Origin of the sequence: Janthinobacterium sp. Mn2066 (assembly GCF_049319705.1) — a bacterium.
Taxonomy (GTDB): domain Bacteria; phylum Pseudomonadota; class Gammaproteobacteria; order Burkholderiales; family Burkholderiaceae_D; genus Janthinobacterium.
In genome coordinates, this window is the sequence record NZ_JBMOUF010000013.1 from 114,097 (window position 1) to 137,916 (window position 23,820).

At 62.6% G+C, this 23,820-nt stretch carries 22 protein-coding genes; 15 read left to right on the plus strand and 7 right to left on the minus strand.

The annotated features are described in order from the left end of the window. Position 1: 1 nt before the first annotated feature. Complete coding sequence (locus ACL9RI_RS23315; protein WP_422728865.1) at positions 2–835, minus strand: PEP-CTERM sorting domain-containing protein; 834 nt, start codon at positions 833–835, stop codon at positions 2–4. 404 nt (positions 836–1,239) lie between these two features. On the opposite strand from ACL9RI_RS23315, the gene ACL9RI_RS23320 reads away from it, so the two are divergent. After that, a complete protein-coding gene (locus ACL9RI_RS23320) occupies positions 1,240–4,263 on the plus strand; it encodes an ExeM/NucH family extracellular endonuclease (protein ID WP_422728866.1) in 3,024 nt (1,007 codons plus the stop codon). A gap of 10 nt (positions 4,264–4,273) precedes the next feature. Next, positions 4,274–4,921 carry an NF038129 family PEP-CTERM protein gene (locus tag ACL9RI_RS23325; RefSeq protein ID WP_422728867.1) on the plus strand — a complete coding sequence of 216 codons (648 nt, stop codon included), beginning with the start codon at positions 4,274–4,276 and terminating at the stop codon, positions 4,919–4,921. Positions 4,922–4,932: 11 nt separating this feature from the next. Here the strand turns inward: ACL9RI_RS23325 and ACL9RI_RS23330 are convergent, their stop codons facing one another. From ACL9RI_RS23330 to ACL9RI_RS23340, 3 genes are all read right to left on the minus strand, one after another. Continuing rightward, entirely contained in the window at positions 4,933–5,265 is a 333-nt protein-coding gene (locus ACL9RI_RS23330; protein WP_422728868.1) for a protease inhibitor I9 family protein, read from the minus strand. A 216-nt stretch (positions 5,266–5,481) separates the two neighbouring features. After that, positions 5,482–8,634, minus strand: coding sequence for a S8 family peptidase (locus ACL9RI_RS23335; RefSeq protein WP_422728869.1), 3,153 nt, complete (start codon positions 8,632–8,634; stop codon positions 5,482–5,484). Between the two features lie 46 nt (positions 8,635–8,680). Continuing rightward, complete coding sequence (locus ACL9RI_RS23340; protein WP_422728870.1) at positions 8,681–9,445, minus strand: NF038120 family PEP-CTERM protein; 765 nt, start codon at positions 9,443–9,445, stop codon at positions 8,681–8,683. A 443-nt stretch (positions 9,446–9,888) separates the two neighbouring features. On the opposite strand from ACL9RI_RS23340, the gene gspG reads away from it, so the two are divergent. From gspG to ACL9RI_RS23400, 12 genes are all read left to right on the plus strand, one after another. Further along, positions 9,889–10,383 (plus strand): type II secretion system major pseudopilin GspG, encoded by a 495-nt coding sequence (gene gspG, locus ACL9RI_RS23345; RefSeq protein WP_422728871.1) that lies wholly within the window; start codon positions 9,889–9,891, stop codon positions 10,381–10,383. Between the two features lie 12 nt (positions 10,384–10,395). Then, positions 10,396–11,592 carry a type II secretion system F family protein gene (locus ACL9RI_RS23350; RefSeq protein WP_422728872.1) on the plus strand — a complete coding sequence of 399 codons (1,197 nt, stop codon included), beginning with the start codon at positions 10,396–10,398 and terminating at the stop codon, positions 11,590–11,592. Further along, entirely contained in the window at positions 11,589–13,316 is a 1,728-nt protein-coding gene (locus ACL9RI_RS23355) for a GspE/PulE family protein (RefSeq protein ID WP_422728873.1), read from the plus strand. The genes ACL9RI_RS23350 and ACL9RI_RS23355 overlap by 4 nt, the downstream gene beginning before the upstream one ends. Then, on the plus strand, positions 13,309–14,139 hold the full coding sequence (locus tag ACL9RI_RS23360; protein ID WP_422728874.1) for a hypothetical protein: 831 nt from the start codon (positions 13,309–13,311) through the stop codon (positions 14,137–14,139). Before ACL9RI_RS23355 ends, ACL9RI_RS23360 begins: the two co-directional genes overlap by 8 nt. Beyond that, the gene (locus tag ACL9RI_RS23365; protein WP_422728875.1) at positions 14,136–14,684 is read left to right on the plus strand and encodes a PilN domain-containing protein; all 549 of its coding nucleotides are present in this window, start codon (positions 14,136–14,138) and stop codon (positions 14,682–14,684) included. Before ACL9RI_RS23360 ends, ACL9RI_RS23365 begins: the two co-directional genes overlap by 4 nt. Next, positions 14,681–15,268: a hypothetical protein gene (locus tag ACL9RI_RS23370; RefSeq protein ID WP_422728876.1), complete on the plus strand. Its 588-nt coding sequence runs from the start codon at positions 14,681–14,683 to the stop codon at positions 15,266–15,268. Before ACL9RI_RS23365 ends, ACL9RI_RS23370 begins: the two co-directional genes overlap by 4 nt. Beyond that, entirely contained in the window at positions 15,265–15,819 is a 555-nt protein-coding gene (locus ACL9RI_RS23375; RefSeq protein WP_422728877.1) for a hypothetical protein, read from the plus strand. Before ACL9RI_RS23370 ends, ACL9RI_RS23375 begins: the two co-directional genes overlap by 4 nt. Next, on the plus strand, positions 15,819–17,945 hold the full coding sequence (locus ACL9RI_RS23380) for a secretin N-terminal domain-containing protein (RefSeq protein WP_422728878.1): 2,127 nt from the start codon (positions 15,819–15,821) through the stop codon (positions 17,943–17,945). The genes ACL9RI_RS23375 and ACL9RI_RS23380 overlap by 1 nt, the downstream gene beginning before the upstream one ends. After that, complete coding sequence (locus ACL9RI_RS23385) at positions 17,942–18,415, plus strand: type II secretion system protein (protein ID WP_422728879.1); 474 nt, start codon at positions 17,942–17,944, stop codon at positions 18,413–18,415. The genes ACL9RI_RS23380 and ACL9RI_RS23385 overlap by 4 nt, the downstream gene beginning before the upstream one ends. Next, positions 18,409–18,807: a type II secretion system protein gene (locus ACL9RI_RS23390; protein ID WP_422728880.1), complete on the plus strand. Its 399-nt coding sequence runs from the start codon at positions 18,409–18,411 to the stop codon at positions 18,805–18,807. Before ACL9RI_RS23385 ends, ACL9RI_RS23390 begins: the two co-directional genes overlap by 7 nt. Before the next feature lie 5 nt (positions 18,808–18,812). Continuing rightward, positions 18,813–19,445 (plus strand): type II secretion system protein, encoded by a 633-nt coding sequence (locus ACL9RI_RS23395; RefSeq protein WP_422728881.1) that lies wholly within the window; start codon positions 18,813–18,815, stop codon positions 19,443–19,445. 216 nt (positions 19,446–19,661) lie between these two features. Continuing rightward, positions 19,662–20,144: an FxDxF family PEP-CTERM protein gene (locus ACL9RI_RS23400; RefSeq protein ID WP_422728882.1), complete on the plus strand. Its 483-nt coding sequence runs from the start codon at positions 19,662–19,664 to the stop codon at positions 20,142–20,144. A 67-nt stretch (positions 20,145–20,211) separates the two neighbouring features. On the opposite strand, the gene murJ is transcribed toward ACL9RI_RS23400, so the two are convergent. After that, a complete protein-coding gene (gene murJ, locus ACL9RI_RS23405) occupies positions 20,212–21,759 on the minus strand; it encodes a murein biosynthesis integral membrane protein MurJ (RefSeq protein ID WP_422728883.1) in 1,548 nt (515 codons plus the stop codon). A 308-nt stretch (positions 21,760–22,067) separates the two neighbouring features. Between murJ and rpsT the strand changes: the two genes are divergently transcribed. After that, a complete protein-coding gene (gene rpsT / locus ACL9RI_RS23410) occupies positions 22,068–22,334 on the plus strand; it encodes a 30S ribosomal protein S20 (RefSeq protein ID WP_010395935.1) in 267 nt (88 codons plus the stop codon). Between the two features lie 164 nt (positions 22,335–22,498). Here the strand turns inward: rpsT and ACL9RI_RS23415 are convergent, their stop codons facing one another. Together ACL9RI_RS23415 and ACL9RI_RS23420 are read right to left on the minus strand one after the other, a co-directional pair. Beyond that, a complete protein-coding gene (locus ACL9RI_RS23415; RefSeq protein ID WP_422728884.1) occupies positions 22,499–22,945 on the minus strand; it encodes a DUF192 domain-containing protein in 447 nt (148 codons plus the stop codon). Between the two features lie 182 nt (positions 22,946–23,127). Beyond that, entirely contained in the window at positions 23,128–23,778 is a 651-nt protein-coding gene (locus tag ACL9RI_RS23420) for a hypothetical protein (RefSeq protein ID WP_422728885.1), read from the minus strand. Positions 23,779–23,820 lie beyond the last annotated feature (42 nt).

The window sequence follows — 23,820 nt, forward strand, 5'->3', positions numbered from 1 at the left end:
CTTAGTGGCGGCGGCGCTTGAGCGCCAGGCTGACCAGCCCCAGGCCGGCCAGCAGCATGGCCCAGGTCGATGCTTCCGGGATGGCCGGGATATTCGGATCGACCGGTGTCACGATGGGCGGGGTGACTACCGGTGGCCCGACGACGGGCGGGATCGCCGGCAAGTCGGTGCCTGGGGTGTCTGGTGTACCGGTACCACCCGAAACAGGCGGATTGGTGCCGAACAGGCCCGGGTCGCCGGAGCCGCTGCCAAAGCCGCCAGGGCTGCTGAAGCTGGAAGCCGCCAGGCGTTCGGTGCCGCCCACATTGCCAGGCCGCCAGCCTACCGCTGCCGCCGGCTGGAACGGCTGTATCGTCGAGGTCGCATTAAAACTGTCCGTGCCCGCACTGAAGGCGGGACCATTGCCGGACGCCAGCGGACGGCTCGCCACGCTGGGGAAATTCAGCGCATCCGACGGCAGCCGTTTCACGCCCGTGTGGCCGTCGTCGCTGGCCAGGCTGCGGTGATAGGCGGCATCGTCGCCGAGACTGCTCACCGTGCCCGGACCCACGCCATCATTCTTGAATTCATCGTAATTGATATCGCCATTGGACAGGCTGCAAGGGCTGGACACGCCTTCCAGGCTGACGCCCGAGGTGGCCTGGTTCTGCGCCTTGCCTTTGTCATCTTGCATCGATTGTGAGCAATTGGGCTTTTTGGCAGGCGGCACGGCCTGCGGATTGACATAGTAGCCAGTGTAGCTGTTCGCTTGCGCGGCCAGCGGGGACAGCAGCAGTGGCGACAGCAGGGCTGCAAGCAAGAAGGTTGGGGTTGAACGGTGGTTATTTTTTCTCATGATCAATCTTCCCTGTCTCTGCTGTTCACCAGTTGTTATTGCTTGTGCGGCCGCTCGTGCGATCTGTTCCTGCTTCTTGATGGCAGATGTTTTATTGATACCGACACTAATACTAGCATGCTTGCACTGGAAGTAACATGCAATAACTTATTTTCATTGCCTCACAGGAAATAAAAGCGTACTTTTATACAACAAAATAGTGTGCATAAGACCAACTTGTCAGTCCTGCATCTAGCGGGGGCATGCATACCAATTAATTTTTGTCATCAAGTTGTCATGGTTGATAATTATGATTGCGTCAATAACAAAAAGACTAGTTAATTATTCAATTTTGTTGTCAGATTTTTAGTGCCTTCTGCCATTCATGGTAGGACGGAAATCTTAATTGCCATCAGGAATTCTTTATGAAAAATAGTTTTAATCCGGGCTATCCGGCATTGCCTGGACTGCCCTGCCGCGCGCCATGGCGCCTGACCGTCATGGCAGGCTTGCTCGCCTCGTTGAGCCTGCCTGCGCTGGCGGCTTCCGATATCGTCATCAGCCAGGTATATGGCGGTGGCGGCAACACGGGAGCCTTGTACCGTAATGACTTCATTGAAATCTTCAACCGCAGCGCCAGCCCCGTCAACTTGACGAACTGGAGCGTGCAATATGCGTCGGCCGCTGGATCGAGCTGGGCTGTGACAGCCTTGCCAGCCATCAATCTGCAGCCCGGACAATATCTGCTGGTGCAGCAGGCCCAGGGGGCAGGCGGTACGCAGGACTTGCCGGCGCCTGATGCCACGGGCAACATCGCCATGTCCGGCACGGCGGGCAAGGTCTTATTGAGCAATAGCAAGACGGCGCAGACCAGCGCCAACCCGAGCGGTGCGCAAGTGGTGGACCTGGTCGGTTTCGGCACGGCCAATGGCTTTGAGGGCGCCGTCGCGCCGGCCCCGTCGAACACGCTGGCGATCCTGCGCGCCAATGGCGGTTGCGTCGATACCGATGACAATAGCCTGGACTTTGCCACCGGCAGTGTCGCGCCGCGCAATACGGCTACCGAGCGCCGCGTGTGCGGTGGTCCCGTGCTGCACCCGATCGTCACCAGCTGCCCGGCCAGCCTGTCGCTGGCGCTGGGCAGTGGCGGCAACGCCGTGCTGCGCGCTTCCGACGTCGATGGCGTGGTCAATGCCGCCGTGCTGGCGTCCCCGGCCGTGGCCGGCATCAGCCTGGGCCAGTTCAGTGCCGCCGGCGTGGCGGGCGAGAGCGCCAGCGTGAACCTGCTGGTGGCTGCTGGCGTGCCGGCGGGTAATTACCCGGTGGTCGTCAAGTTCAGCAATGACCAGCAGCAAACGGCGACCTGCCAGGTGAACGTGGCCGTGCAGGGTGTCGCTGCCGTCAGCCACACGATCCCGCAAATACAAGGTCCGGGCGCAACCAGCCCGTATGCCAATTCCGTGCAGACCACGGAAGGCGTGGTGACCCTGAAAGTGGGCACAGGCTTCTTTATCCAAGACCCGGCCGGCGATGGCGACCCGACCACCTCGGACGGCATCTTCGTCTACACGGGCAGCACGGTCGCGCCTGTACAGCCGGGCGACCTGGTGCGCGTGACGGGTACGGTGTTCGAATACACGCCATCGGGCGCGAAAAATTCGTACACGGAATTGAAGGACGTGACTTCCATCATCACGCGAAGCAGCGGCCACAGCATCGTGCCGACCAATGTGACATTACCCAACGATAATCTGGGCCAGGTGGAAGGCATGCTGGTGCGATTCACGCAGCCATTGACCGTCTCGCAAAACGCCTACCTGGGCGCGCGTGGCGAACTGAGCTTGTCGGCCGGCCGGCGCGAAATACCGACCAACCGCTATCCGGCCGGGTCGGCCGAAGCGCTGGCGCTGGCGGCCGCCAATGCCAGCAACCTGATCGTGCTTGACGACGGTATTTTCGTGGCGCCCACCACCATCCCCTACATCGGCGAAGACAATACCGTGCGCAGCGGCGACACGGTGGCCGACCTGACGGGCGTGGTCGACTTCGGCGCCATCGGCGGCGGTGGCGCAGCGTATAAACTGCAGCCGACCGTGACGCCGCAATTCTCGCGCGACAACCCGCGTACCGGCGCGCCTGACTTGCCAGCGGGCAACGTCAAGGTGGCCAGCGCCAACGTGCTCAATTTCTTCACGACCTTTACCAATGGCAATACGGTGTTTGGACAAACGGGGCAGGGCTGCACCGTGGGTTCCTCGACCACCAGGAGCAATTGCCGTGGCGCCGACAACCTGGCCGAATTCATCCGCCAGCGCGACAAGATCGTGGCCGAGCTGAAAGCCATCGATGCCGACGTAGTGGGCTTGATGGAAATCCAGAACAATGGCGAAACGGCTGTCAGCTACCTGGTCGACCAGCTGAACGCGTCTATCGGCGGCGTCAGCTACGCGGTGGTGCCCAAGCCGGCCGCCACCGGCACCGACGCGATCCGCGTGGCGATGATCTACAAACCGGCCAAGCTGGGCCTGGTAGGCGGCGCGCTGTCCGATGCGGCCGCCATCAACAACCGTCCACCGATGGCGCAAACCTTCCGTGCCGCCAATGGCGAGAAATTCTCGCTGATCGTCAATCACCTGAAGTCGAAAGGCAGCTGCCCGTCCGGCAGCGGCCCGGATGCCGATAGCAACGACAGCCAGAGTTGCTGGAACGCCACCCGCGTGCAGCAGGCGCAGCGCCTGGTGAACAGCTTCGTGCCGCAAGTGGCCGCAGCCGCCGGCGACGCCGACGTGCTGATCATCGGCGACTTGAATTCCTATGGCGCGGAAGATCCGATCCAGGTCATCACGGGCGCCGGCTTCGTCAATGAGCTCGAGCGTTTCGTGCGGCCTGCCGGCATGCCGTACTCGTATGTGTTCGGCGGCTTGAGCGGCTACCTGGACCATGCACTGGCCAGCGCCAGCCTGAGCCCGCAAGTGGCTGGCGTGGCGGAGTGGCACCTGAATGCCGACGAGCCGGAAGTGATCGACTACAACATCGATGCGAGCAAGCCGCAAGACTTGTACGACGCCTCGCCGTACCGCGCTTCGGACCATGACCCGGTCGTCATCAGCCTGGACTTGCAGCCATCCTACCGCGACATCAGCGGCGCCGTTGCAGTGTCCAGCTCGGGCTTTGCCTACAACCGCATCACGCAAAAGTACACGGGCACCGTCAGCTTCACCAATACGGGGGCAAGCGCCATCAACGGCCCATTCCAGGTGGTCTTCGGCGGCTTGCCTGCCGGCGTCAGCCTCGACAACGCCAGCGGCAGCCGCGCAGGCGCGCCGTATGTCAGCGTCAATGCCGCCAGCCTGGCGCCAGGCGCGACAGCGTCGTTTGCCCTCAGTTTCACCAATCCGTCGAAAGTGACGATCAGCTATAACGCCGGCATTTTCGCCGGTAAATTCTAAGGAAACTGCCATGTTTGCAATCAACTTCAACCTGACCCTGCGCCGCGCCGTCCTGGCTGCCCTGCTGGCCGCCGGCAGCAGTGCTGCCCTGGCAGCGCCCTCGGCCGATCCGCTGCACTACCACGTGGAAATCGATACCAGCCAGTTCTCTGGCGCGGGTTTCCTGGACTTTACCTTTCTTGCTGGCAATAGCCCGGCGCCTGGCGCCACCGCCACGCTGAGCCAGTTCTCGGGTGCTTTTGGCGCGCTCGACAGCAAAGACGGCAATGTCAGTGGCAGCGCGCCAGGCACCCTGGTGTTCGGCAATGGCGGCGGTTATAACGACTGGTTCCAGAACGTGACCCTGGGCGGCAAGTTTGCCTTCGATATCGTGTTTGGCGGCGAATTCCTGGGCACCAGCGGCAATGCGGGCACCACCTTCAGCCTGGGCTTGCTGGACCAGTCGGCCTCGGCCTACCTGGGCAATCCGAATGGCAACTTGCTGCAGTTCGATTTGATGCCGCGCAACGGCGCCTTGCCCGCATCGATCGCTGCCAGCACCTATGCCAGCATCGCGTCGATCTCGGCCGTGCCGGAAGCGTCGGAATGGATGATGCTCACGGGTGGCCTGGCGCTGATCGGCTTTGCCCTGCGCCGCCGTACGCTGCCGACCGCCTGAGTACTTGCCGACTATTGTTGATTGTTCTTTAACGCCGGCCCGTTGAGCTGTTCAACGGTGTCCGGCGACACCTGCATCACGCCTGGCGCCGCTTTCAAGCAGGCTACTTCGGCTTGCGTCAGCATGGCGGCAAAGCCGTTCAAGGTCACCGTGTAGTGGTACTGCACGGGCGCCTTGCCAATCAGCGCCAGCACGGCGCGCTGCTTTTCTTCCAGATAACCCACATAACGGCGCGCCGCCTCGCTATCCGTCTCCAGATGCCGTCCCTGCACTGTATAAGACACCAGCGGCGGATCGGTCAGCTGCACGATATAGGCCCGTCTTTCCTCTGATGCTATCTGCATGGAAATACTCCCCTGTATTGAAGGCTGGCCAGGCATCATAGACCTTGCACGGGTGTCGTACGCATAAAAAAGGCTCTGTCCTCGTTAAATAGGGGAACCTGTCTGCAAAGCGGAGGCCCGACTGGTCAAGCTTGCGAGAATTCCCACATCTGACGGTGACATAGCCAAAAAAAACGCGCCCCGCAGGGCGCGTTTTGTGCCAGTAGCGAGACTGCGTTACAGCGCGCTATCGACTTTCACTTCGCGCAGGGCAGGCGCCGCCAGTGGCAGCGGGCTGTTGGTTTCTACCGACAGCACGGTGGTGGCTGCAGCTGCGTTGCTGCCGTCAAGGAAGACTACGCCGCCCAGGTAGCGTTTGCCGCTGTCCAGCGCAGACCAGCTGATGCCGGCCGTGGCGCTGCCGCCCACATACACTTTGCTCGGCAGGGTGGCTTTCAGGTTGCCGCCCTTGTCGGCTGTCGTGACGACCGCCGACGACAGGCCGAAGCCGGTCGACACGCCATTGGCCACCGAATAGCCGATCACGCACAGGCGGTAGTTGCCGGCTGCTGGCGTGCTCAAGGTGATGGACTCGTTCGAGCCGGTATTGGCCGAGGCGGCGACGGTGGTACCGGCGCTGTTCAACAGCAACAGGTCAAGATCGTTGCCTGCGCCTTCCGTCGTATCGCGGTCAAACGTTTCAAAGCGGGCGACCACGGTATTGGCAGGAATCGGCACGCTGAGCAGGCGGGTGCCAGCGGCGCCCGTACGGCATGCCGTATTCATTTGCGCCAGCGTTTCCACGCTGCCTGGCACCGACTGGCCCACGGTTTGCGCCGTGCGGACGACTTCCTTCAAGCCGCCCGTCGTCGCGCCAACCTTGCCGGCAAAGCCGGTCGACAGGGTGAGCGAACGCAAGCCGCTGACGGTGTTCGCCTGCACCAGCGCCGGCGATTGCACCGAGCGTCCCGAGCGCGCCGTCACAGGGCTGCGCACCGAGTGCACGCCATCGCTCCACACCAGTGCGCCGTATTGCCACACATTGTCTGGCGCCGTGGTGCGCGTCAGGGTCACGGTGAACGATTTGGTTTCGCCTGGAGCCAGGCTCAGGCTGCTAGGCGCAACCGCGACGGTATAACCCGTGATCGAGGCGCTGGCGTTGTAGGTGGCGCTGCTGCTGCCCACGTTGGTCACGCGGCGGGTGACGGTTTGCGTGCCGAGCACATTGCCGATGGTGATCGATGGCAAGTTCAGGTTGTAGCCAGCGATGCTGCCGGTGGCGCATTCCGCCGCCATGCCCGCGCCGCACATGTATTTCTTGTAGTCGGACAGGTCGGCGTCATACACCAGGCCTGGATCGGTCGCCTTGTTTGGCGTCACATGGCCGGCGCCCTGGCCCCATGGCAAGATGCCGCGTGCATCACCTGCCTGCACATCGGGCAGGGTGCTGCTGCCGGTGGTCATCAGGGCCGACTTGATGGCGGCAGGCGTCCAGGTCGGATGCTGCTGGCGCAGCAGCGCGGCCAGGCCGGCTACGTGCGGGCTGGCCATCGAGGTGCCTTGCAGGAAGATGTACGCTTGCTGCGGCACCAGGCTGCCATCTTGCACGGCGTCGCGCTGGACGCGGGTCAGGGCTGGCGTGCCGCCGGCCAGAATATCGACGCCAGGCGCGCTGACGTCAGGCTTGAGCACGTTGACATCGAACAGGTTCGGGCCGCGGGACGAGAAGTCGGCCACCACCGGTGCTGCTGGGCCATTGCCATTGGTCACGAAACGCGAGATGGCCGCCGTCGAGGCGCCCGTTTGTGCCTGTGCATTGATCAGCGCGCCATCGGCAGCGCTCACGTGGACGGCTGGCAAGACGTGCGGATCGGACACCAGGCCGATGCCCGTATCGACCAGCACCATGCCGGCGCCGCCGGCTTCCAGCACGGCCACGCCCTTGTCGGTGCGCGCCGTGGTGCCGCGCAGGCAGCTGACGACCTTGCCGGCAACCTTGGCCGGGTCCAGCAGGGCCACGCCGCCGTTGTCGCCGGCGCGGTAGCACAGGGCCAGTTTTTGCGGATCGGCGCCAGGCAGGCCCGCATCCTGCGCGCGGATCAGGGCGGTGGCAGGCAGCGGATTCCAGTTCAGCGATGCGCCCGTGTACTTGGCGCCATTGGCCAGGGTCACGGTGGCCTGATTGGCGCGGTTGTGCGTCGAGGCCGCCACGGTGGCCAGCCATGGGCTGATGTGGGCGACCGTATTGGCGGGGCCCGAGTTGCCGGCCGATGCAGCCACGAACACGCCGGCGTTCGAGGCGTGCAGGAAGGCTTGTTCGACCGGGTCGTTGATGACGGTGCCGCCACTGATCGAGTAATTGATCACGTGAACGCCATCCTTGACGGCCTTTTCGATCGCCGCCACGCTGTCGCCACCCCAGCAGCTGTTCTTGGCGCCGGTCGCCTGGGTCGCCAGGTTGTAGGACCAGCACACTTTGTAGACCGACAGGCGGGCGCGCGGCGCAATGCCGGAAATCTCGCCCAGCGGCGAACCGCTGACCGTGACAGGCACGCCGCTATTGCCGCCGGCGGTGGACGAGGTATGCGTGCCGTGGCCGCCTTCGCCATTCGGATCGCCGATCGAGTCGCGCGGCGAGGTGAATTCGCTCCAGTGGGCGATCTTGTCTGTCTCGGTCAGGCGCACGGCGTTGAAGTACTGCGCACCGATCAGTTTATTGTTGCAATGGGCTTCCGTAAAACCTTCGCCGGTCTGGCAGGTGCCGCGCCAGTTGGCGGGCGCCGGGCCATAGGCCAGGCTGGCGGACGCATCGAAGGTGGGCTTGCCGTTGGCGTCGGCGCGGTCTGCATACGACAGGTTTTCCGGCCAGACGCCGCCATCGACGACGCCGATGATGATGTCTTCGCCGGCATGCTGCTTGCCGCCCAGCTGGTTCCACAGGCCGCCCGGCTGGTCCAGGCCCAGGAAGATCGGCGTGTAGTTGGTTTGCAGCTGGCGTGGCTCGTCCGGTTCGATGCTGGCGACATCGCCGCTCGCTTGCAACTGGCGCACTTCGGCGTCGGTCAGCAGGGCGGAAAAGCCGTTGAGCACGATCTTGTACTGGTATTGCACGGGTGCCGCGGCCACGATGGCTTGCACGCGCGCCTGTTTCTGTTCGAGGTAGTCGGTGTACAGCTGCACTTCGGCGCTGGCCAGGTCGAGGCGGCTGCCGGCGGCCGGCTGGGTAGCGCTCAGGCCCGGCACCGCGCCGGCATAGGAAGCGACTGGTTTATCGGTCAGTTGCACGATGTAGGGGCGGCGCAGATCGTCGGCGTGGGCGTGGATGCTCAGGCTGGCAAACAGGCTCAGGACGGCAAGCGAAATGGGACGCAAAACGGGACGGAATGTCATGTATGGGTTTCCTGGTAGCAGTATCGGGATCAACAGGGAGAGGGAATCAGGCTTGTTTGCGGCGGCGCGCCACGAAACCGATGCCGGCCAGGCCCAGCAGCATCATGGCGTAGGTCGATGGTTCCGGTACCGAGGCGATGATGTTGTCGAGTGCAAACTGGCCCTTGTTGCTATTGAACGCGTTGCAATTGCCGCTGGTGTTGCAAGTGAAACCGAAGAAGGCCAGCGATTCGAAGCGCTGGCTGGAAAAGCCGGCGCTGGTGTCGAAATGCTGGAACTGGAAGCTGCCGCCCACGGGGCCGCCCAGTTGATAGGTTTCATACAGAGAAGAACCGTCGGCATAGAAGCCTTGCACGCGCAGCAGGCCGGCAATCGCCGGATAGCTGGCGCCCTGTGCGTAGCCGATGAAGCTGGCGTCGAAGCCTTGCAGGCTGACCGTGCCGCCCGCTTTCAGGGGATCGAGGTAGACGATGCCGTCGTTGAGGGCGGCGTAGTAGTTATTCGGATTGTTGGTGGGACAAGCCTGGCCGCAAGAGGCGGGGTCGCTGCCACTGAAGATCGCGCCGACCAGGTCGCCAGGGCTGGCGCCAGGGACATTCGAAATGCCGGTCAGCGAAAAGTTGGCGAAGTCAAAGGAATCACCGTGGCCGACGAATTGATTGTCCAGATTGTTGAAGGTGAGTACGTCGGCCATGGCGACAGGCGAGGCGGCCAGCGCCGCACCGAGCAGGGCGCCACCGAGCAATTTCTTCAGCGGAAAACGAGATGGGATGGATAGTTGTTGCGCATTACCGTACATAAATTGACTCATGAGCTCTTCCCTTGTGTATTTTGATGAAATTTTTTTAATATGCTTATGTGGATCTCGCCGTATGTCGCCGTTGAAATCTGGCCTGCATAAGGTTGGCTTTTAATATAGCAAAAGAGGAAATTAAATTTGCAAATATTGTTGTATTTTTTATTTGTAAGTTACAAAAAACAACAGAATTAAATTTTCTTTTTACTATCAAGTATTAACCAATAGTCACTCAGTTTTGAATTGAAAATAAGTCATGCCTTTAATGAAATGGTATTTTTGCATTCATGCTGGCGTAGCCGAGAGCTATTTCAAATTAGTTTCCATGGAAATAAGTTGCACTCAGGAAAAAATAAAACATTGTCTCAACCATTCGCACATGGTAGGCTGACGAATGGGGCCACTTTATTGCGTCATCATGGCGCAGGGGGGCAGCGATCAATTGAGGAGCGCCGCGGATGCACGCAGTACACAGTCAGGCAGTACACAGCCAGCCATTGAAGCAGGCAGGCCATGGTTTATCATGCGATAAAAGCAATAAAAAGGCGGTTCAAGCAGGCTTTACCTTGCTGGAATTGCTGGTCGTTATCGTGATTATTGGTTTGCTGGCCGCGTATGTCGGTCCCAAGTATTTTGCGCAACTGGGCAAGTCCGAAGTGACCGTGGCCAAGGCGCAAATCGAGGCGTTTGAAAAATCGCTCGATACCTATCGCCTGGACGTGGGCCGCTATCCCAACACGGAAGAAGGACTGGCCGCCTTGCTGGCCGCGCCGCCGGCCGCCGGCACCAAGTGGAATGGCCCGTACCTGAAAAAGGCCGTGCCGCTCGATCCCTGGGGCCACCCCTACCAGTACCGCGCGCCAGGCACCAAGGGCGAGTACGAGATCATTTCCCTGGGCAAGGATGGCCAGCCCGGCGGCAGCGGTGAAGACGCCGACATCACTTCACAATAAGATTCCAGCGCCATGCAGTTCGATGTTCGGGTCTTGTCTGCCGACATGACCGTCTCCAGTCTGATCATCGATGGCCGCGATGAAGCCGACGCCCGCCAGCAGGTCGAGGCGCGCGGCCTGTTCGTCAGCGCCATCGCCCCCTTGCGCGGCACGCCCTTCAATGCCGTCAGGCGGCGCCAGGGCAAGAGCCTGTCGCTGGTCCTGTTCAGCCAGGAATTGCTGGCCCTGCTGACGGCCGGTCTCGGCATCGTCGAGGGGCTGGAAGCGCTGCTGGAAAAAGAAGCCAATCCGGGCACCCGTGGCGCACTCGGCCGCCTGCTCGAAGGCTTACGCGAAGGCAAGCGCTTTTCGGCCGTGCTGGCCGACCAGGCCGATCTGTTTCCGCCGCTGTACATCGGCATCGTGCGCGCGGCCGAAGGCACCAGCGACTTGCCGCGCGCCCTGTCGCGCTACATCGACTACCAGCAGCGCATCGACCTGGTGCGCGCCAAGATCGTCAGCGCCGCGATTTATCCGGTGATCCTGCTGCTGGTCGGCGGCGGCGTCAGCACTTTCCTGATTACCTATGTGGTGCCGCGTTTTGCCGAGGTGTACCAGGGCGCCGGCCGCAGCCTGCCATGGATGTCGCAATTGCTGCTGAGCTGGGGCCAGTTCGCCAGCAACCACACCACCATGCTGCTCGGCGGGATTGCCGCGGTGATCGCGCTGGGCACCTTGCTGGTGCGGCGCATCACGGCCAATGGCGGCGCGATCCGCCTGGTGGCCAAGGTGCCGGGCATCGGCGAGCGGGTGCGCATCTATGAATTGTCGCGCCTGTACCTGACCCTCGGCATGCTGTCCGAAGGCGGCATCACCATCGTGCAGGCGATTGCCACGGTGCAAGACATGGTCTCGCCTGGCATGCGCAGCGCGCTGCAGGCGGCGCGCCTGAGCATCGAAGCGGGCTTGCCGCTGTCGACCTCGTTTGAAGTCAACCACCTGACCACGCCGATTTCGCTGCGCATGCTGCGCGTCGGCGAACGCACCGGCGACATGGGACCGATGCTGAGCCAGTCGGCGGCCTTTTACGATGGCGAGATCAGTCGCTGGATCGAGCGCTTCACGCGCACCTTCGAGCCGCTGCTGATGGCCGCCATCGGCCTGGTGGTCGGCGCCATCGTGGTGTTGTTGTACATGCCGATTTTCGATCTGGCCGGAGATATTTCATGAATGCTGTTCCCTTGGCCAGTGCGGCGCCCGCCATCGCAACCATCGATGCTGCGCTGCTGGGACGTGCGCGGGCCTTGCGCGCCATCTCGAAACGTTCGCTGGTGGAGGAGCTCGAAGGGCTGACCGGCATCGAGCCGCGCCTGGTGGTGCAGGCGCTGGCGCAGCCGTTCGGCCTGGCCGTGCTGGAAACGGCCGACATGCTGGCCTTGACGCCGGCCTTCGACTTGCTGCCGCTGTCGCAGGCCTTGCCGCGCCACGCGGTGCTGTTGCGCAGCGCGGACGGGCAGGTGATCGGCGTGATCGCCGACCCGTTCGACCTCGACCTGCAAACCTGGCTGGGCGCGCGTGCGCGCAGTTCGCCGCATTCCGCGCAATCACCGCTGCAATTGCGGCTGGCGCTGCAGGCCGATATCGGCGCCTACCTGTCGAAGCAGGAAGAATCGGCGCGCGCCGTCGACAGCCTGCTGCCGGGCGCCGCAGGCGATGCCCGGCGCGACGGCAAGACGGCCGCCGTGCTGTCGTTCGCCTCGGTGTCGGAAGCGGGCAGCCCGGCCGTCAAGCTGGTCAACTCGACCTTGTACGACGCCTTGAAAGCGGGCGCCTCGGACATCCACCTGGAAAGCACGGCCGGCGGCCTGGCCGTCAAATACCGCGTCGACGGCGTGCTCGACCACGCCACCTCGGTCAACGGCATCGAAGTGGCGGAGCACATCATTTCGCGCATCAAGGTATTGGCCGAACTCGATATCGCCGAACGGCGCGTGCCGCAGGACGGCAGCTTCCGGGTCGAGGCGGGCGGCCGCGAAATCGACTTGCGCGTCTCGATCATGCCCAGCATCCACGGCGAAGACGCGGTGATCCGGATTCTCGACAAGCGCGCCATGATCGAAGCCTACGGTTCGCTGACCCTGGAAGCGCTGGGTTTCGACGCCCCCTCGCTGGCGACCTTGCGCACCCTGGCGCAGGAAGCCTACGGCATGCTGCTGGTGACGGGGCCGACCGGTTCCGGCAAGACCACCACCCTGTACGCGGCGCTGACGGAAATCCATAACGGACGCGAAAAAATCATCACCATCGAAGACCCGGTCGAATACCAGCTGCCCGGCATCCTGCAAATCCCCGTCAATGAAAAGAAGGGCCTGACCTTCGCCAAGGGCTTGCGCTCGATTCTGCGCCATGACCCCGACAAGATCATGGTCGGCGAAATCCGCGACCGCGAAACGGCGGAAATCGCCGTGCAGTCGGCGCTGACGGGCCATCTGGTCCTGACCACCGTGCACGCCAATAACGTGTTCGACGTATTCGGCCGTTTTACGCACATGGGCATCGATCCGTACGCATTTGTCTCGGCCTTGAACGGCATCTGGGCGCAGCGCCTGATCCGCACCAACTGCCCCCATTGCGCCACCGAATACACGCCCGACGAGCAGGAACTGGCCAGCGTGGGCCTGTCCCGGGCCGACGTCATCGATTACCAGTTCATGCAGGGCAAGGGCTGCGGCGATTGCCGCGGCACCGGCTACAAGGGGCGCCGCTCGATTGCCGAGATATTGACCTTGAACGATGAAATCCGCGAACTGATCGTCGATAAGCGGCCGATCCGCCAGATCAAGGCCGCCGCCTACCAGAACGGCACGCGCAGCCTGCGCCTGGCCGCGCTGGAGCTGGTCAGGCGCGGCGCCACCACCATTACTGAAATCAAACGGGTGACTTTGCATGCGTAGAAAGTGGGGACAGGCATTGCGGATCGGCGTGTCGCGATCGGCTGTCGCCGTGCTGCGCAGCAGCCGCTGGTCCGGTGACAAGCTGAGCCGCCTGGCCGAGCAGGCCGTGGCGGCGGACGCCGAGGATATCCATGCGGCCATCGGCCAGGCGATCGATACGGTGCTGCGCAGCGCCGCTTGCGCCGGCCATGCCGGCTGGCCGGTCAGCTTCGTGCTGGACGACGACTTGCTGCGCCTGTGGCAGGTGGCGCTGCCGACGGGCGCGAGCCGGCCGCAAGACCTGGCGGCTGCTGCCGCGATGCGCTTCCAGGTGCTGTACGGTGAAAGCCCGGCCGCCTGGAGCATCAGTACGGGATGGGCTGCCGGCGCGCCGTTTTTCGGCGCCATGCCGCGCAGCTTGCTATTCCAGCTCGAACGGGCCGCTGCCGCCCATAAATTGCATATCGTCGCCATCGTGCCGCATTTCGCCGCCGCCTGGAACCGCTGGCAAGGGGCGCTGGCCAAGGGCGCCTGGTTCGGCTTGCTGCATGACGGCGTGCTGACCGTCGCCGCCGTCGAGGCAGGCGTATTGCGCGCGCTGCGGCCCTTGCCGGTGCCGGCCGGCGCCGGGCATGACTGGCTGAACCAGGCCCTGCGCCGCGAAGCACTGCTGCTGGACCTGGCGACGCCGTCGAAACTGATGTTGTCCGGCCAGGCGCCAGTCTTGTGGAGCAAGCCGTCGGCCACCGCCGGCGACTTGCCGCTGGCCTGGCTGGAGCCGGCCATGGCCGGTGGCGACTGGCCGCCCAGCGCCCGGCTGGCGCGGGCAGGGAGCATTGCATGAGCCGTTTGCATATTGATTTTGCGCCGCGTGGCTGGCGCCGCACGGTATTCCATACGCACCCGGCCGTGTGGGCCGGCGCCGTGCTGGGCCTGCTGCTGTGCGGCGGCGCCGCGCTGGCCGGCTATCACGTGTTCGAAGCGCGCCAGCAGCGCCTTGCCGCCATCGAGCGCGCCGCCCAGCGCCAGGCGATCGCGTCGCAACCGAAGCTGCCGGCGAAAAGCGCCGTACAGATTCCCGAGGCGCAGGCGGCGTTCATCAATGCGGCGGTGCTGCAATTGAATTTGCCATGGCGCGACTTGCAGGAGGCGGTCGCCGCCGCCACGCCACCGACGGTGGCCTTGCTGGCGCTGGAGCCCGATGCGCGCAAGCGGGTGTTGAAAATTACCGCGGAAGCGAAGAACAGCGATGACATGATTGCCTATATCGAGCAATTAAAGCAGCAGGAATTATTCAACGGGGTGCAGCTGGTGCGCCATGAAATCAGCCAGCTCGATCCGAACCGGCCGATACGCTTCCAGGTCGAAGCCGGCTGGAGTGCGCCATGAAGCCGTTGCAGCAACTGGATCTCCAGCAAGCGCTGTTGCCGCTGCGGCTGATGCTGCTGCGTGGCGGGCAAGCCCCGTTGATCGCTGGCGCGGTGCTGCTGTGCGTGCTGGGTGCATGCGGCTGGGGCTGGGTATTCCAGCAGCGCGCCGCCTTGCAGCATATGGTCGTTCCGCTGCCCAGCGCGCCGCCGGTGCTGGCTGCCGCGCCGGCGCCGGCCAGCGCCGAGCAGAACCTGGCCCTGTTCTACGACACGCTGGGCGAAAAGCGCTATGCCGAACAGCAGGTCAAGACCTTGTTCGACCTGGCTGCCAAGAACGGCCTGAGCCTGTCGCAGGGCGAATACAAGTCGGCCTACGACAAGGCCAGCCGGGTCAGCACCTATCAGGTGGTGTTGCCGGTCAAGGGCTCGTACCAGGCGCTGTGGTCGTTTGGCTTGCAGGCGCTGCGCGCGGTGCCGTTCGCCTCGCTCGATGAACTGGCTTTCCGGCGTGAACAGATTGCCGAGACCAGCCTGGAAGCGCGTGTGCGGCTGACGTTTTATCTGAAGGACGGTCTGCCGCAGGCGACTAGGGAGCAGCCATGAAGCGCCAGCATGTGATCATGGGCCTGGCCCTGGTGGGCGCTGCCGCGCTGCTCTTGTTCGGCGACCGCCAGGCCGGCTCCGAAGTGTCCGAGGCGGTCGAGCGCAAGCCGGCCGCGCCGCGTGACGATGCCGCAGCCGTGGCCAGGCCGGGCAAGCCAGGAGACAAGGAAGTGGCGATCCTGGCGCTGCGTCCGCGCGCCGAACTGGTCGGCGAAGCCGGCGAGGCCGTGTTCGATGGCGGCGATGCGGTGTTCCTGAGCCAGAACTGGAATCCGCCGCCGCCGAAGGCCAGCCTGCAGCCGTCCGGCCCGCCGCCTCCGCCACCGGTGCCGGTGGCGCCCGCGATGCCGTTCACCTATATCGGCAAGGCGGTCGGCGGCGGCGTGTGGGAAGTCTTCCTGTCGCGCGGTGCCGACAAGACCTATGTGGTGCGCGAACACACGATTATCGATGGCAGTTACCGGGTGGAAAAAATCGCCCCGCCATCGATGACGATGACGTATTTACCTTTGAACCAGGTTCAACAGATCAACATTGGAGCACTCGACTGATGCTTAGTCCATTACAGACCGCCGGCGACAGCCTGCCGTACAGGAAGCTGGCGCTGGCCGCGGCCGCCGCCATGTTTTTGTCCGGCTGCGCAGGCCCGATCGCTTACCGCGACGGCAACGATCTGATCGAAAAAAACCAGATCGAGGCGGGGCTGAAAAAGTTCCAGGATGCGATCGCGGCGGACCCCAGGAATGCCAAGTACCGCAGCACTTACCTCAATGTGCGCGATAGCAACAGCCGGCGTTATGTGCAGCAGGCCGATGACGAAGCGGCGGCCGGCAAGATCGAGCAGGCGCGCGAGACCTACCGCCAGGTGCTGGCGCTGGATGCGCAAAACGAACGCGCGCTGGCCGGCTTGCGTTTGATCGACATCAACCTGCGGCAAGCCAAGATGCTGGCCGAAGCCAGCACTGCGATTGCAGCCAGGCAATATGAACCTGCGCGCCAGCGCCTGAACGCGATCCTGACCGAAAACCCGAACAACGACAAGGCGCGTGCCATGCTGCACGACTTGAACGACAAGACCGCGCCGCCGCTGATCGAATCGGGCCTGGCGCGTTCGTACAAGCAGCCGATCTCGATCGAGTTCCGCGACGCGCCGCTGAAGCAGGTGTTTGAAGTGATCGCGCGCCGCTCCGGCCTCAATTTCGTGTTCGACAAGGATGTCAAGGCCGATAACCGGACCTCGATCTTCCTGAAGAACAGCACGGTCGAGTCGGCGATTTATTATCTCTTGATGACCAACCAGCTGGAACAGCAGGTGATGGACGCCAACACGGTGCTGATTTATCCGAACGTGGCGGCCAAGCTGAAGGAATACCAGGAAGTGATGGTGAAGACCTTCTTCCTGTCCAACGCCGACGCCAAGACGGTGGCCAATACCTTGCGCACCATCTTGAAGACGCGCGATATCGTGGTCGATGAAAAGCTCAACCTGGTGATCATGCGCGACACGCCGGAAGCGATCAAGCTGGCCGAGCGCATCGTCAACCTGCAAGACGTGCCGGAAGCCGAAGTGATGCTGGAAGTCGAAGTGCTGGAAGTGCAGCGCAACCGCACGCTCAACCTCGGCATCAACTGGCCGCAGTCGGTGGGCCTGACGCCACTGAGCACGTTTAACGGCAACAACCTGACGCTCGATGATCTCAAGCATATCAACAAGGGCACCATCGGCGTGACAGGCCTGGCGGCGACCACCATCAATGCCGGCAAGGTCGATGCCGACGTCAATCTGCTGGCCAATCCGCGCATCCGCGTGCGCAACAAGGAAAAGGCCAAGGTCGTCATCGGCGACAAGGTACCGGTGATTACCTCGACCATTTCGCCCGGCTTCAGCAGCCTGACGTCGGAATCGGTCAGCTATATCGAAGTCGGCCTGACCCTGAACGTGGAGCCGACGATTTACCTCAATGGCGACGTGGCGATCCGCGTGGCGCTGGAAGTAAGCAACCTGGGGCCGCAGACCGTGACCAACTCGGGCTCCAAGGTGTACCAGATCGGCACGCGCCAGGCGTCGACCCTGCTGCAGTTGAAGGATGGCGAAAACCAGGTGCTGGCCGGCTTGCTGAGCAGCGAAGAGCGTAGCGGCAGCAACAAGGTGCCCGGCATCGGCGAGTTTCCCGTGCTGGACCGCCTGTTTGGCACCGACAAGAGCGATGACAATAAAACCGAGATCGTGCTGTCGATCACGCCGCACCTGATCCGCAAGGTACAGCGGCCCGAAGCGCAGGATTCCGAATTTTCGGCCGGCACCGAGGGCAGCTTCCGGCGCCGTCCCGACCTCAGCGTCAAGGGCAACGTGGCGATGCCGAGCGCGGCCGCCGGTGGCGGCAATGTGATCGTCAGCGGGCGCGCTGGCGCCAGCGGCGGCAGCTTGCCGCCAGCGCCGCCGCAATCGCCGATGGCGCCGCCGCCAGTCGCCATGCCGCAAAGCATCGCTACGCCGGAAATCACGCCGGGTGGCTCGGCAAGCGCCCCGGCGCCGCAGGCCGGCACGCCGCCCGAGCAGACGCCGGCGCCGGCAGCCTTGCCGGCCAGCCAGCCGAGCCAGCCAGTACCGCTGGGCGTGCCCTTGTCGCCGAGCCAGCCGGTCCCGGTGCAAATGCTGCAGCCGCCGTCAAAATGAAGTTGCGTGCCGGCTTCACCTTGATCGAACTGCTGGTGACCCTGGCCATCCTGGGCGTGCTGGGCACCCTGGTGTTGCCCGTCACGCAAGTGACGGTGCAGCGGCGCCAGGAACAGGAGCTGCGCCGCTCCTTGCGTGAGATCCGGCAGGCCATCGACGCCTATAAAAAAGCGTACGACGATGGCCGCATGGTCAAGGCGGTCGACGGTAACGGTTATCCGAAAAAGCTGGAAGTGCTGGTCGAAGGCGTGCCGGACTTGCGCAGTCCGAAACACAGCAAGATGTTTTTCCTGCGCCGCGTGCCACGCGATCCATTCAATCCCGACGCGAGCCTGAGCGATGCGCAAACCTGGGGCAAGCGCAGCTATGCCAGCGAAGCCGACGATCCGCGCGAAGGCGACGATGTATATGACGTCTATTCGACTTCCGCCAAGATCGGCTTGAATGACGTGCCTTATCGCAAATGGTGAACATGAAGCCGACTTTGATACACCGCCGTGGCGGTTTTACCCTGATCGAACTGCTGGTGGTGCTGGGCATTATCGCCTTGCTGCTGACCTTGGCCGTGCCGCGCTATTTCCCCAGTTTCGACAAGGCGAAGGAAACCGTGTTGATGGATAACTTGCGCAATCTGCGCACCACCATCGACCAGTACCATAGCGATACAGGGCGCTATCCCGATTCGCTGGAGCAACTGGTGACCAAGAAATACCTGCGCGCCATGCCCATCGATCCCATCACGGATAGCGATGCCAGCTGGACCATCGTGGCGCCGCCCGACGATACGCCGGGCCAGGTGTATGACGTGAAGAGCGGCGCGCCGGGCAAGGACCGCAGCGGCACGCCGTTCGCCGACTGGTAGCGCGCATGCGCCCCATCGGCCGCCAGCGCGGCTTTACTTACCTGGGATTGATCATCCTGGTCGCCATCCTGGGCCTGGTGGGGGCGGCTGGCCTGAAGATGGGCTCGCTGTTGCAGCGCCAGGCGGCCGAGCAGGAGCTGCTCGATATCGGCGCGCAGTTTTCCGATGCGCTGCGCAGCTATGCCAAGGCCACGCCGGCGGGCCAGCTGCCACAGCCGACCAGCCTGGCCGCGCTGCTGCGCGATCCCCGTTATCCGCAAGTGCGCCGCCACCTGCGCAAGCTGTTTGTCGACCCGATCACCGGCCGTGCCGAATGGGGCTTGCTGTACCAGCCTGGCGGCAATGGCATCATCGGCGTGTATAGCCTGTCGCGCGCGGCGCCGTTAAAAGTTGGTCACTTTGAAACGCGTTTTGCGGGCTTCGAAGGCAAGCTGCATTTGTCGGAATGGCAATTCATGGGAAGTGATGAATTGCTTGCGCCGCCAGGCACAGTCCAGCTTCCTGCACCACTCCCCGTCCCGGCACCCACCGGTCTGCCTGCCACCTCGCCACCAGCAGTCCCTCCGGCCTTGCCTGCGCCGCTGGAACCCGTACATCCCGCTGACGATGCGGATGTGCCGGAACCCACGCCTTCTTAATTCAAAAGAAACAAGCACGCCATCCGAACTATTTTCGAATAGAAAGTACTCGATGCTTGCAACTATTTCGCGCTGAAAATAATTGTAATAAAAGAAATTAAGATAAAATATTTATAAGTAATTCAGTGATTTTATGCTACCATCCTCATCAGTACTTTTAGTAACAGTACTATCGGTGGCATGCACGGGGCAGCCATATTTTTAAAGGGATAAACTATGCAATTGAAATTTATCGCTGCAGGCGTGCTGGCTGTGGCTTCGTTCAGTGCTTATGCTGGCGATCAGACGATCAATGTGATCGCTGATGGCAACACCCATAGTTTCGACGCGGTGGTGGGTGACGGCATCCTGTCTGGCGGCCGTGACTTGATCACCCTGGGTAACCTGGGGGCTGGCAAATATGACATCGGCCTGACCGTCAGCGGTCAAAACCTGGCCTTCAACGACCTGCTGTCCAACCTGAACGGGGTGAAAGGACAATCCTTTGCCTTCGGAAAGCTGCAATTCTTCGGCGTGGAGTTTTCCGGCACGGGGCCATTCGTACTCGACCTGGTCGGTACCGCTTTTGCGGGCGCGGGTTATTCCGGCACCTATACGGTCAGCGCCGTACCGGAACCGGCAACCTATGGCATGTTGCTGGGCGGCCTGGGCCTGCTGGGCTTCGTGGCACGCCGCCGCAATGCGGTGAAAGCAGCCTGAAAAACGCTGCTGCCCAGATGTTGAAAAACCCGCCTGGTGCGGGTTTTTCTTATTGTGCTAGCGGGTATCAGGCGTTGCGCTTGAAGTCGCGGAAACGGAATCCGACGAGTAATAAAGTGCCGAAATAAGCGGCGCCGCAGACGGCGACCAGCAGCGCCAGGGCGCCTATGCGCAGCAGCGGGTGGTGCTGCATGGCAATCCAGTCGATACGCGATGCGCCCAGGGCCGCCACGCCGCCCATGATGGCCAGGGCGGGCAGCAAGCGCAGGAAAAACTTGCCCCAGCCCGCTTCAGGCTGGTAGATGCCGCGCTTGCGCAAACCCCAGTACAGGAAGCAGGCGTTCAGGCAGGCGCCCAGGCCGATCGACAGGGCCAGGCCGGCGACGGCCAGGTGGGGCACGAACAGCATGTTCATCAGCTGCGTGGCGACCAGCACGCCGATGGCGATTTTCACGGGGGTACGGATATCCTGGCGCGCATAAAAGGCGGGCGCCAGGGTTTTCACCAGGATGATGCCGATCAGGCCCAGGCTGTAGGCGATCAGGGGTTCGGTCGACATGGTCACTGACTCGGCCGTGAATTTGCCGTAGTGGAACAGGGTGGCGATCAGGGGCGTGGCCAGGGTGGCCATGCCGACTGCCGCCGGCAGGGCCAGCAAGAAGGTCAGGCGCAGGCCCCAGTCCAGCAGGGCCGAGTATTCGGTCTTGTCGCCATCGGCATTTGCTTTCGACAGGCTGGGCAGCAAGATGGTGCCCAGGGCCACGCCCAGCATGGCGCTAGGAAACTCCATCAGGCGGTCGGCATACGACAGCCAGGAAATACTGCCTTCGGCCAGGCGCGAGGCGATACTGGTATTGATCATCAGGCTGATCTGCGCGGCCGAGACGGCGAACACGGCCGGTCCCATCTTTTTCAGCACGCGGCGCACGCCGCCGTCGGACAAGCCCATGGCGGGGTTGATCGACAAGCGCGGCAGCATGCCGATACGCACCAGTGCAGGAATCTGCACGGCCACCTGCAGCAGGCCGCCGACAAACACGGCAATCGCCATGGCATAGACCGGCTGTTTCAGGAAGGGCGCCAGGAACAGCGAGGCGGCAATGAAGGCGACATTCAGCAGGACCGGGGTGAACGCAGGAATCTTGAACTCGCGCCAGGTATTGAGGATGCCGCCGGCCAGCGCCACGAAGGACATGCAGGCGATATACGGGAACATCAGGCGCGTCATCCAGACGGCCGCATCGAAGGCGCCCGGGTCTTTATTGAGGCCGGTAGCGATCGCATAGACAAACCAGGGCGCAGCCAGGATGCCGATCAGCGAGACGATCATGGTGGCCCAGACCAGGGTATTGCCCACGTGGTCGGCCAGCTTTTTGCTGGCTTCCTGGCCATATTGGCTCTTGTATTCAGACAAGATGGGGACGAAAGCTTGCGAAAATGCCCCTTCGGCGAACAAACGCCGCAGCAGGTTGGGAATCCGGAAGGCAACAATGAAGGCGTCCGTGTAGGCGCCGGCGCCGAAAGCGCGCGCGAACAGGCTCTCGCGCAATAAACCGGTTACACGGGACAGCATGGTCATGCTGGAGATGGCAGCGAGGGTTTTAAGCAAGTTCATGGGGGCAGATTATAGCTGGGCGCAGCCTGTGCCAGCGGTTAAAATACTGTAACAATCAACTGTGATTGCCCCATGATTCGCCCTTGCCAGCCCCGTTTTTGGCTGTTTTGGCGACGATAGTCGGTTTTTTGAATTGCCTCTGCTGCAAATTATCGCTATAATCGAAGGCTGTACAGAATTCTGTTACGCAGACACTAATGTTTGACAGGCACTGGTTTGGCACACATGGTTCGGCAGACGCACAGAACGCACCGGTTGGCAAACACTAATGTTTGCAAACGCACTTTGACCCTGTTTTAGGAAATTCCATGGCAAATACCGCACAAGCGCGCAAACGCGCTCGTCAAGCAGTTAAGCAAAACGCACACAATTCGTCCCAACGTTCGACCTTGCGCACGGCTATCAAAGCTGCTCGCAAAGCGATCCAAGGCGGTGACAAGGCAGCTGCTGCTGCAATCTTCCAGGCATCCGTGTCGACCATCGACCGTATCGCTGACAAGAAGATCATCCACAAAAACAAGGCAGCTCGCCATAAGAGCCGTCTGGCAGCTGCTTTGAAAGCACTGTCCGCTTAATATTAGCCGGCAGGCAAGCCGCCAAGGCGGCCTTGCCTGTGCCAGTCCGCTGGCACTGGTAAAAAGCAAAAACCCGCAGATTCGTTCTGGCGGGTTTTTTCGCGTTTCTGCATTGATTTTTGATAGGGAAAATCGCCGGCTTGCGGCGCATCCCGGCTACAGGTTTATCGCAATGGCGGCAGATTGCCTATCGTGATGCCCGGCTTGATATTCTTTTGCCTGAACCAGCCCAGGTTCATCTCCAGCGCATAGCGCACCGGCACGCCCTTGGTCGAACAATGGCTGTCGAGCGTGTGCGGCTGCATGTCTTCGATATTGACGATCTTGCCGGTGGCGTCGATGAAGGCGACCGACAGCGGCAGCGGCGTATTTTTCATCCACATGCACTGCGTGGCAGGTGCCCCGAAGACGAACAGCATGCCCGCATTGGCGGCCAGTTTTTCGCGGTACATCAGGCCCAGTTCGCGCTGGTCGTCGGTGGCGGCCACTTCCGCCTGGATCAGGTGCATGCCGGCCGACAACTGTGTGGTTTTCAATGACTGCGCCATGGCGCCGCTGGCGCAGGCCGCCAATGCAATCGCCAGACTGAAACGGAGGTAGGGATTTTTCATGGGGAGCGGATGCGCTGATGCGTGGTAGCAAGAGAAGCGGCGATTAAGCCATGCTGGCGCGCGGTGCGTCAAGCGCATGCTGTTGCGGGTGTCGCCAGGCAGGGCGTGCGGCATGAATTTGTTGCAATATTGCTGCAGCACGCCGGCCTGGAACAAGCGCCGGCGGCCGCAGCAAGCCAGCCTTAATTTGCCGGTTTGGCGGCGTCAGGCTGCTGCTTGTTTTTGCGTGCCTGTGGAATCAGGCGTTTTGGCGCATCGGTGCCGGCCGAGGCGTCAACCGTAGCGGCAGCCGGGCGCGCAGCATCGGTGCCGGCGGAAGCATCAAACGAGGCAGCGGCAGGACGTTTCGGACGCGCGGCGTCGGTACCGGCCGAGGCGTCGACGGTTGCGGCGGCTGGACGCTTGGCGCGTGGCGCATCCGTGCCGGCCGAAGCATTCACGGAAGCGGCGGCCGGGCGTGCAGCGTCGGTGCCGGCGGAAGCGTCAAACGAGGCAGCGGCAGGACGTTTCGGGCGCGCGGCGTCGGTACCGGCCGAGGCGTCGACGGTTGCAGCGGCTGGGCGCTTGGCGCGTGGCGCATCGGTGCCGGCCGACGCATTCACGGAAGCGGCAGCCGGACGTGCGGCGTCGGTGCCGGCGGAAGCCTTGAGCGATGCGGAAGCGGGGCTTTGCGCGCGCGGTGCATCCGTGCCGGCCGATGCATCAACCGTGGCGGCGGCTGGCTGGGGGCGCGCCGCATCGGTGCCGGCGGAGGCAGCCACGCGTGCGCCCGATTGTGCGAAGGCGGTACTGGCAAGCAGGGAAAATACCAGGCTGAGTGTAACTTTCGACATCGTCATTCCTTTGTGGTCATGAGGGTGACGATGATTTTAACG

What these genes read in the sequence shown, in the direction of transcription:
- ACL9RI_RS23315 (WP_422728865.1), bottom strand. Translation starts at nt 835, where the DNA reads ATGAGAAAAAATAACCACCGTTCAACCCCAACCTTCTTGCTTGCAGCC.
- ACL9RI_RS23320 (WP_422728866.1), top strand. Translation starts at nt 1,240, where the DNA reads ATGAAAAATAGTTTTAATCCGGGCTATCCGGCATTGCCTGGACTGCCC.
- ACL9RI_RS23325 (WP_422728867.1), top strand. Translation starts at nt 4,274, where the DNA reads ATGTTTGCAATCAACTTCAACCTGACCCTGCGCCGCGCCGTCCTGGCT.
- ACL9RI_RS23330 (WP_422728868.1), bottom strand. Translation starts at nt 5,265, where the DNA reads ATGCAGATAGCATCAGAGGAAAGACGGGCCTATATCGTGCAGCTGACC.
- ACL9RI_RS23335 (WP_422728869.1), bottom strand. Translation starts at nt 8,634, where the DNA reads ATGACATTCCGTCCCGTTTTGCGTCCCATTTCGCTTGCCGTCCTGAGC.
- ACL9RI_RS23340 (WP_422728870.1), bottom strand. Translation starts at nt 9,445, where the DNA reads ATGAGTCAATTTATGTACGGTAATGCGCAACAACTATCCATCCCATCT.
- gspG (WP_422728871.1), top strand. Translation starts at nt 9,889, where the DNA reads ATGCACGCAGTACACAGTCAGGCAGTACACAGCCAGCCATTGAAGCAG.
- ACL9RI_RS23350 (WP_422728872.1), top strand. Translation starts at nt 10,396, where the DNA reads ATGCAGTTCGATGTTCGGGTCTTGTCTGCCGACATGACCGTCTCCAGT.
- ACL9RI_RS23355 (WP_422728873.1), top strand. Translation starts at nt 11,589, where the DNA reads ATGAATGCTGTTCCCTTGGCCAGTGCGGCGCCCGCCATCGCAACCATC.
- ACL9RI_RS23360 (WP_422728874.1), top strand. Translation starts at nt 13,309, where the DNA reads ATGCGTAGAAAGTGGGGACAGGCATTGCGGATCGGCGTGTCGCGATCG.
- ACL9RI_RS23365 (WP_422728875.1), top strand. Translation starts at nt 14,136, where the DNA reads ATGAGCCGTTTGCATATTGATTTTGCGCCGCGTGGCTGGCGCCGCACG.
- ACL9RI_RS23370 (WP_422728876.1), top strand. Translation starts at nt 14,681, where the DNA reads ATGAAGCCGTTGCAGCAACTGGATCTCCAGCAAGCGCTGTTGCCGCTG.
- ACL9RI_RS23375 (WP_422728877.1), top strand. Translation starts at nt 15,265, where the DNA reads ATGAAGCGCCAGCATGTGATCATGGGCCTGGCCCTGGTGGGCGCTGCC.
- ACL9RI_RS23380 (WP_422728878.1), top strand. Translation starts at nt 15,819, where the DNA reads ATGCTTAGTCCATTACAGACCGCCGGCGACAGCCTGCCGTACAGGAAG.
- ACL9RI_RS23385 (WP_422728879.1), top strand. Translation starts at nt 17,942, where the DNA reads ATGAAGTTGCGTGCCGGCTTCACCTTGATCGAACTGCTGGTGACCCTG.
- ACL9RI_RS23390 (WP_422728880.1), top strand. Translation starts at nt 18,409, where the DNA reads ATGGTGAACATGAAGCCGACTTTGATACACCGCCGTGGCGGTTTTACC.
- ACL9RI_RS23395 (WP_422728881.1), top strand. Translation starts at nt 18,813, where the DNA reads ATGCGCCCCATCGGCCGCCAGCGCGGCTTTACTTACCTGGGATTGATC.
- ACL9RI_RS23400 (WP_422728882.1), top strand. Translation starts at nt 19,662, where the DNA reads ATGCAATTGAAATTTATCGCTGCAGGCGTGCTGGCTGTGGCTTCGTTC.
- murJ (WP_422728883.1), bottom strand. Translation starts at nt 21,759, where the DNA reads ATGAACTTGCTTAAAACCCTCGCTGCCATCTCCAGCATGACCATGCTG.
- rpsT (WP_010395935.1), top strand. Translation starts at nt 22,068, where the DNA reads ATGGCAAATACCGCACAAGCGCGCAAACGCGCTCGTCAAGCAGTTAAG.
- ACL9RI_RS23415 (WP_422728884.1), bottom strand. Translation starts at nt 22,945, where the DNA reads ATGAAAAATCCCTACCTCCGTTTCAGTCTGGCGATTGCATTGGCGGCC.
- ACL9RI_RS23420 (WP_422728885.1), bottom strand. Translation starts at nt 23,778, where the DNA reads ATGTCGAAAGTTACACTCAGCCTGGTATTTTCCCTGCTTGCCAGTACC.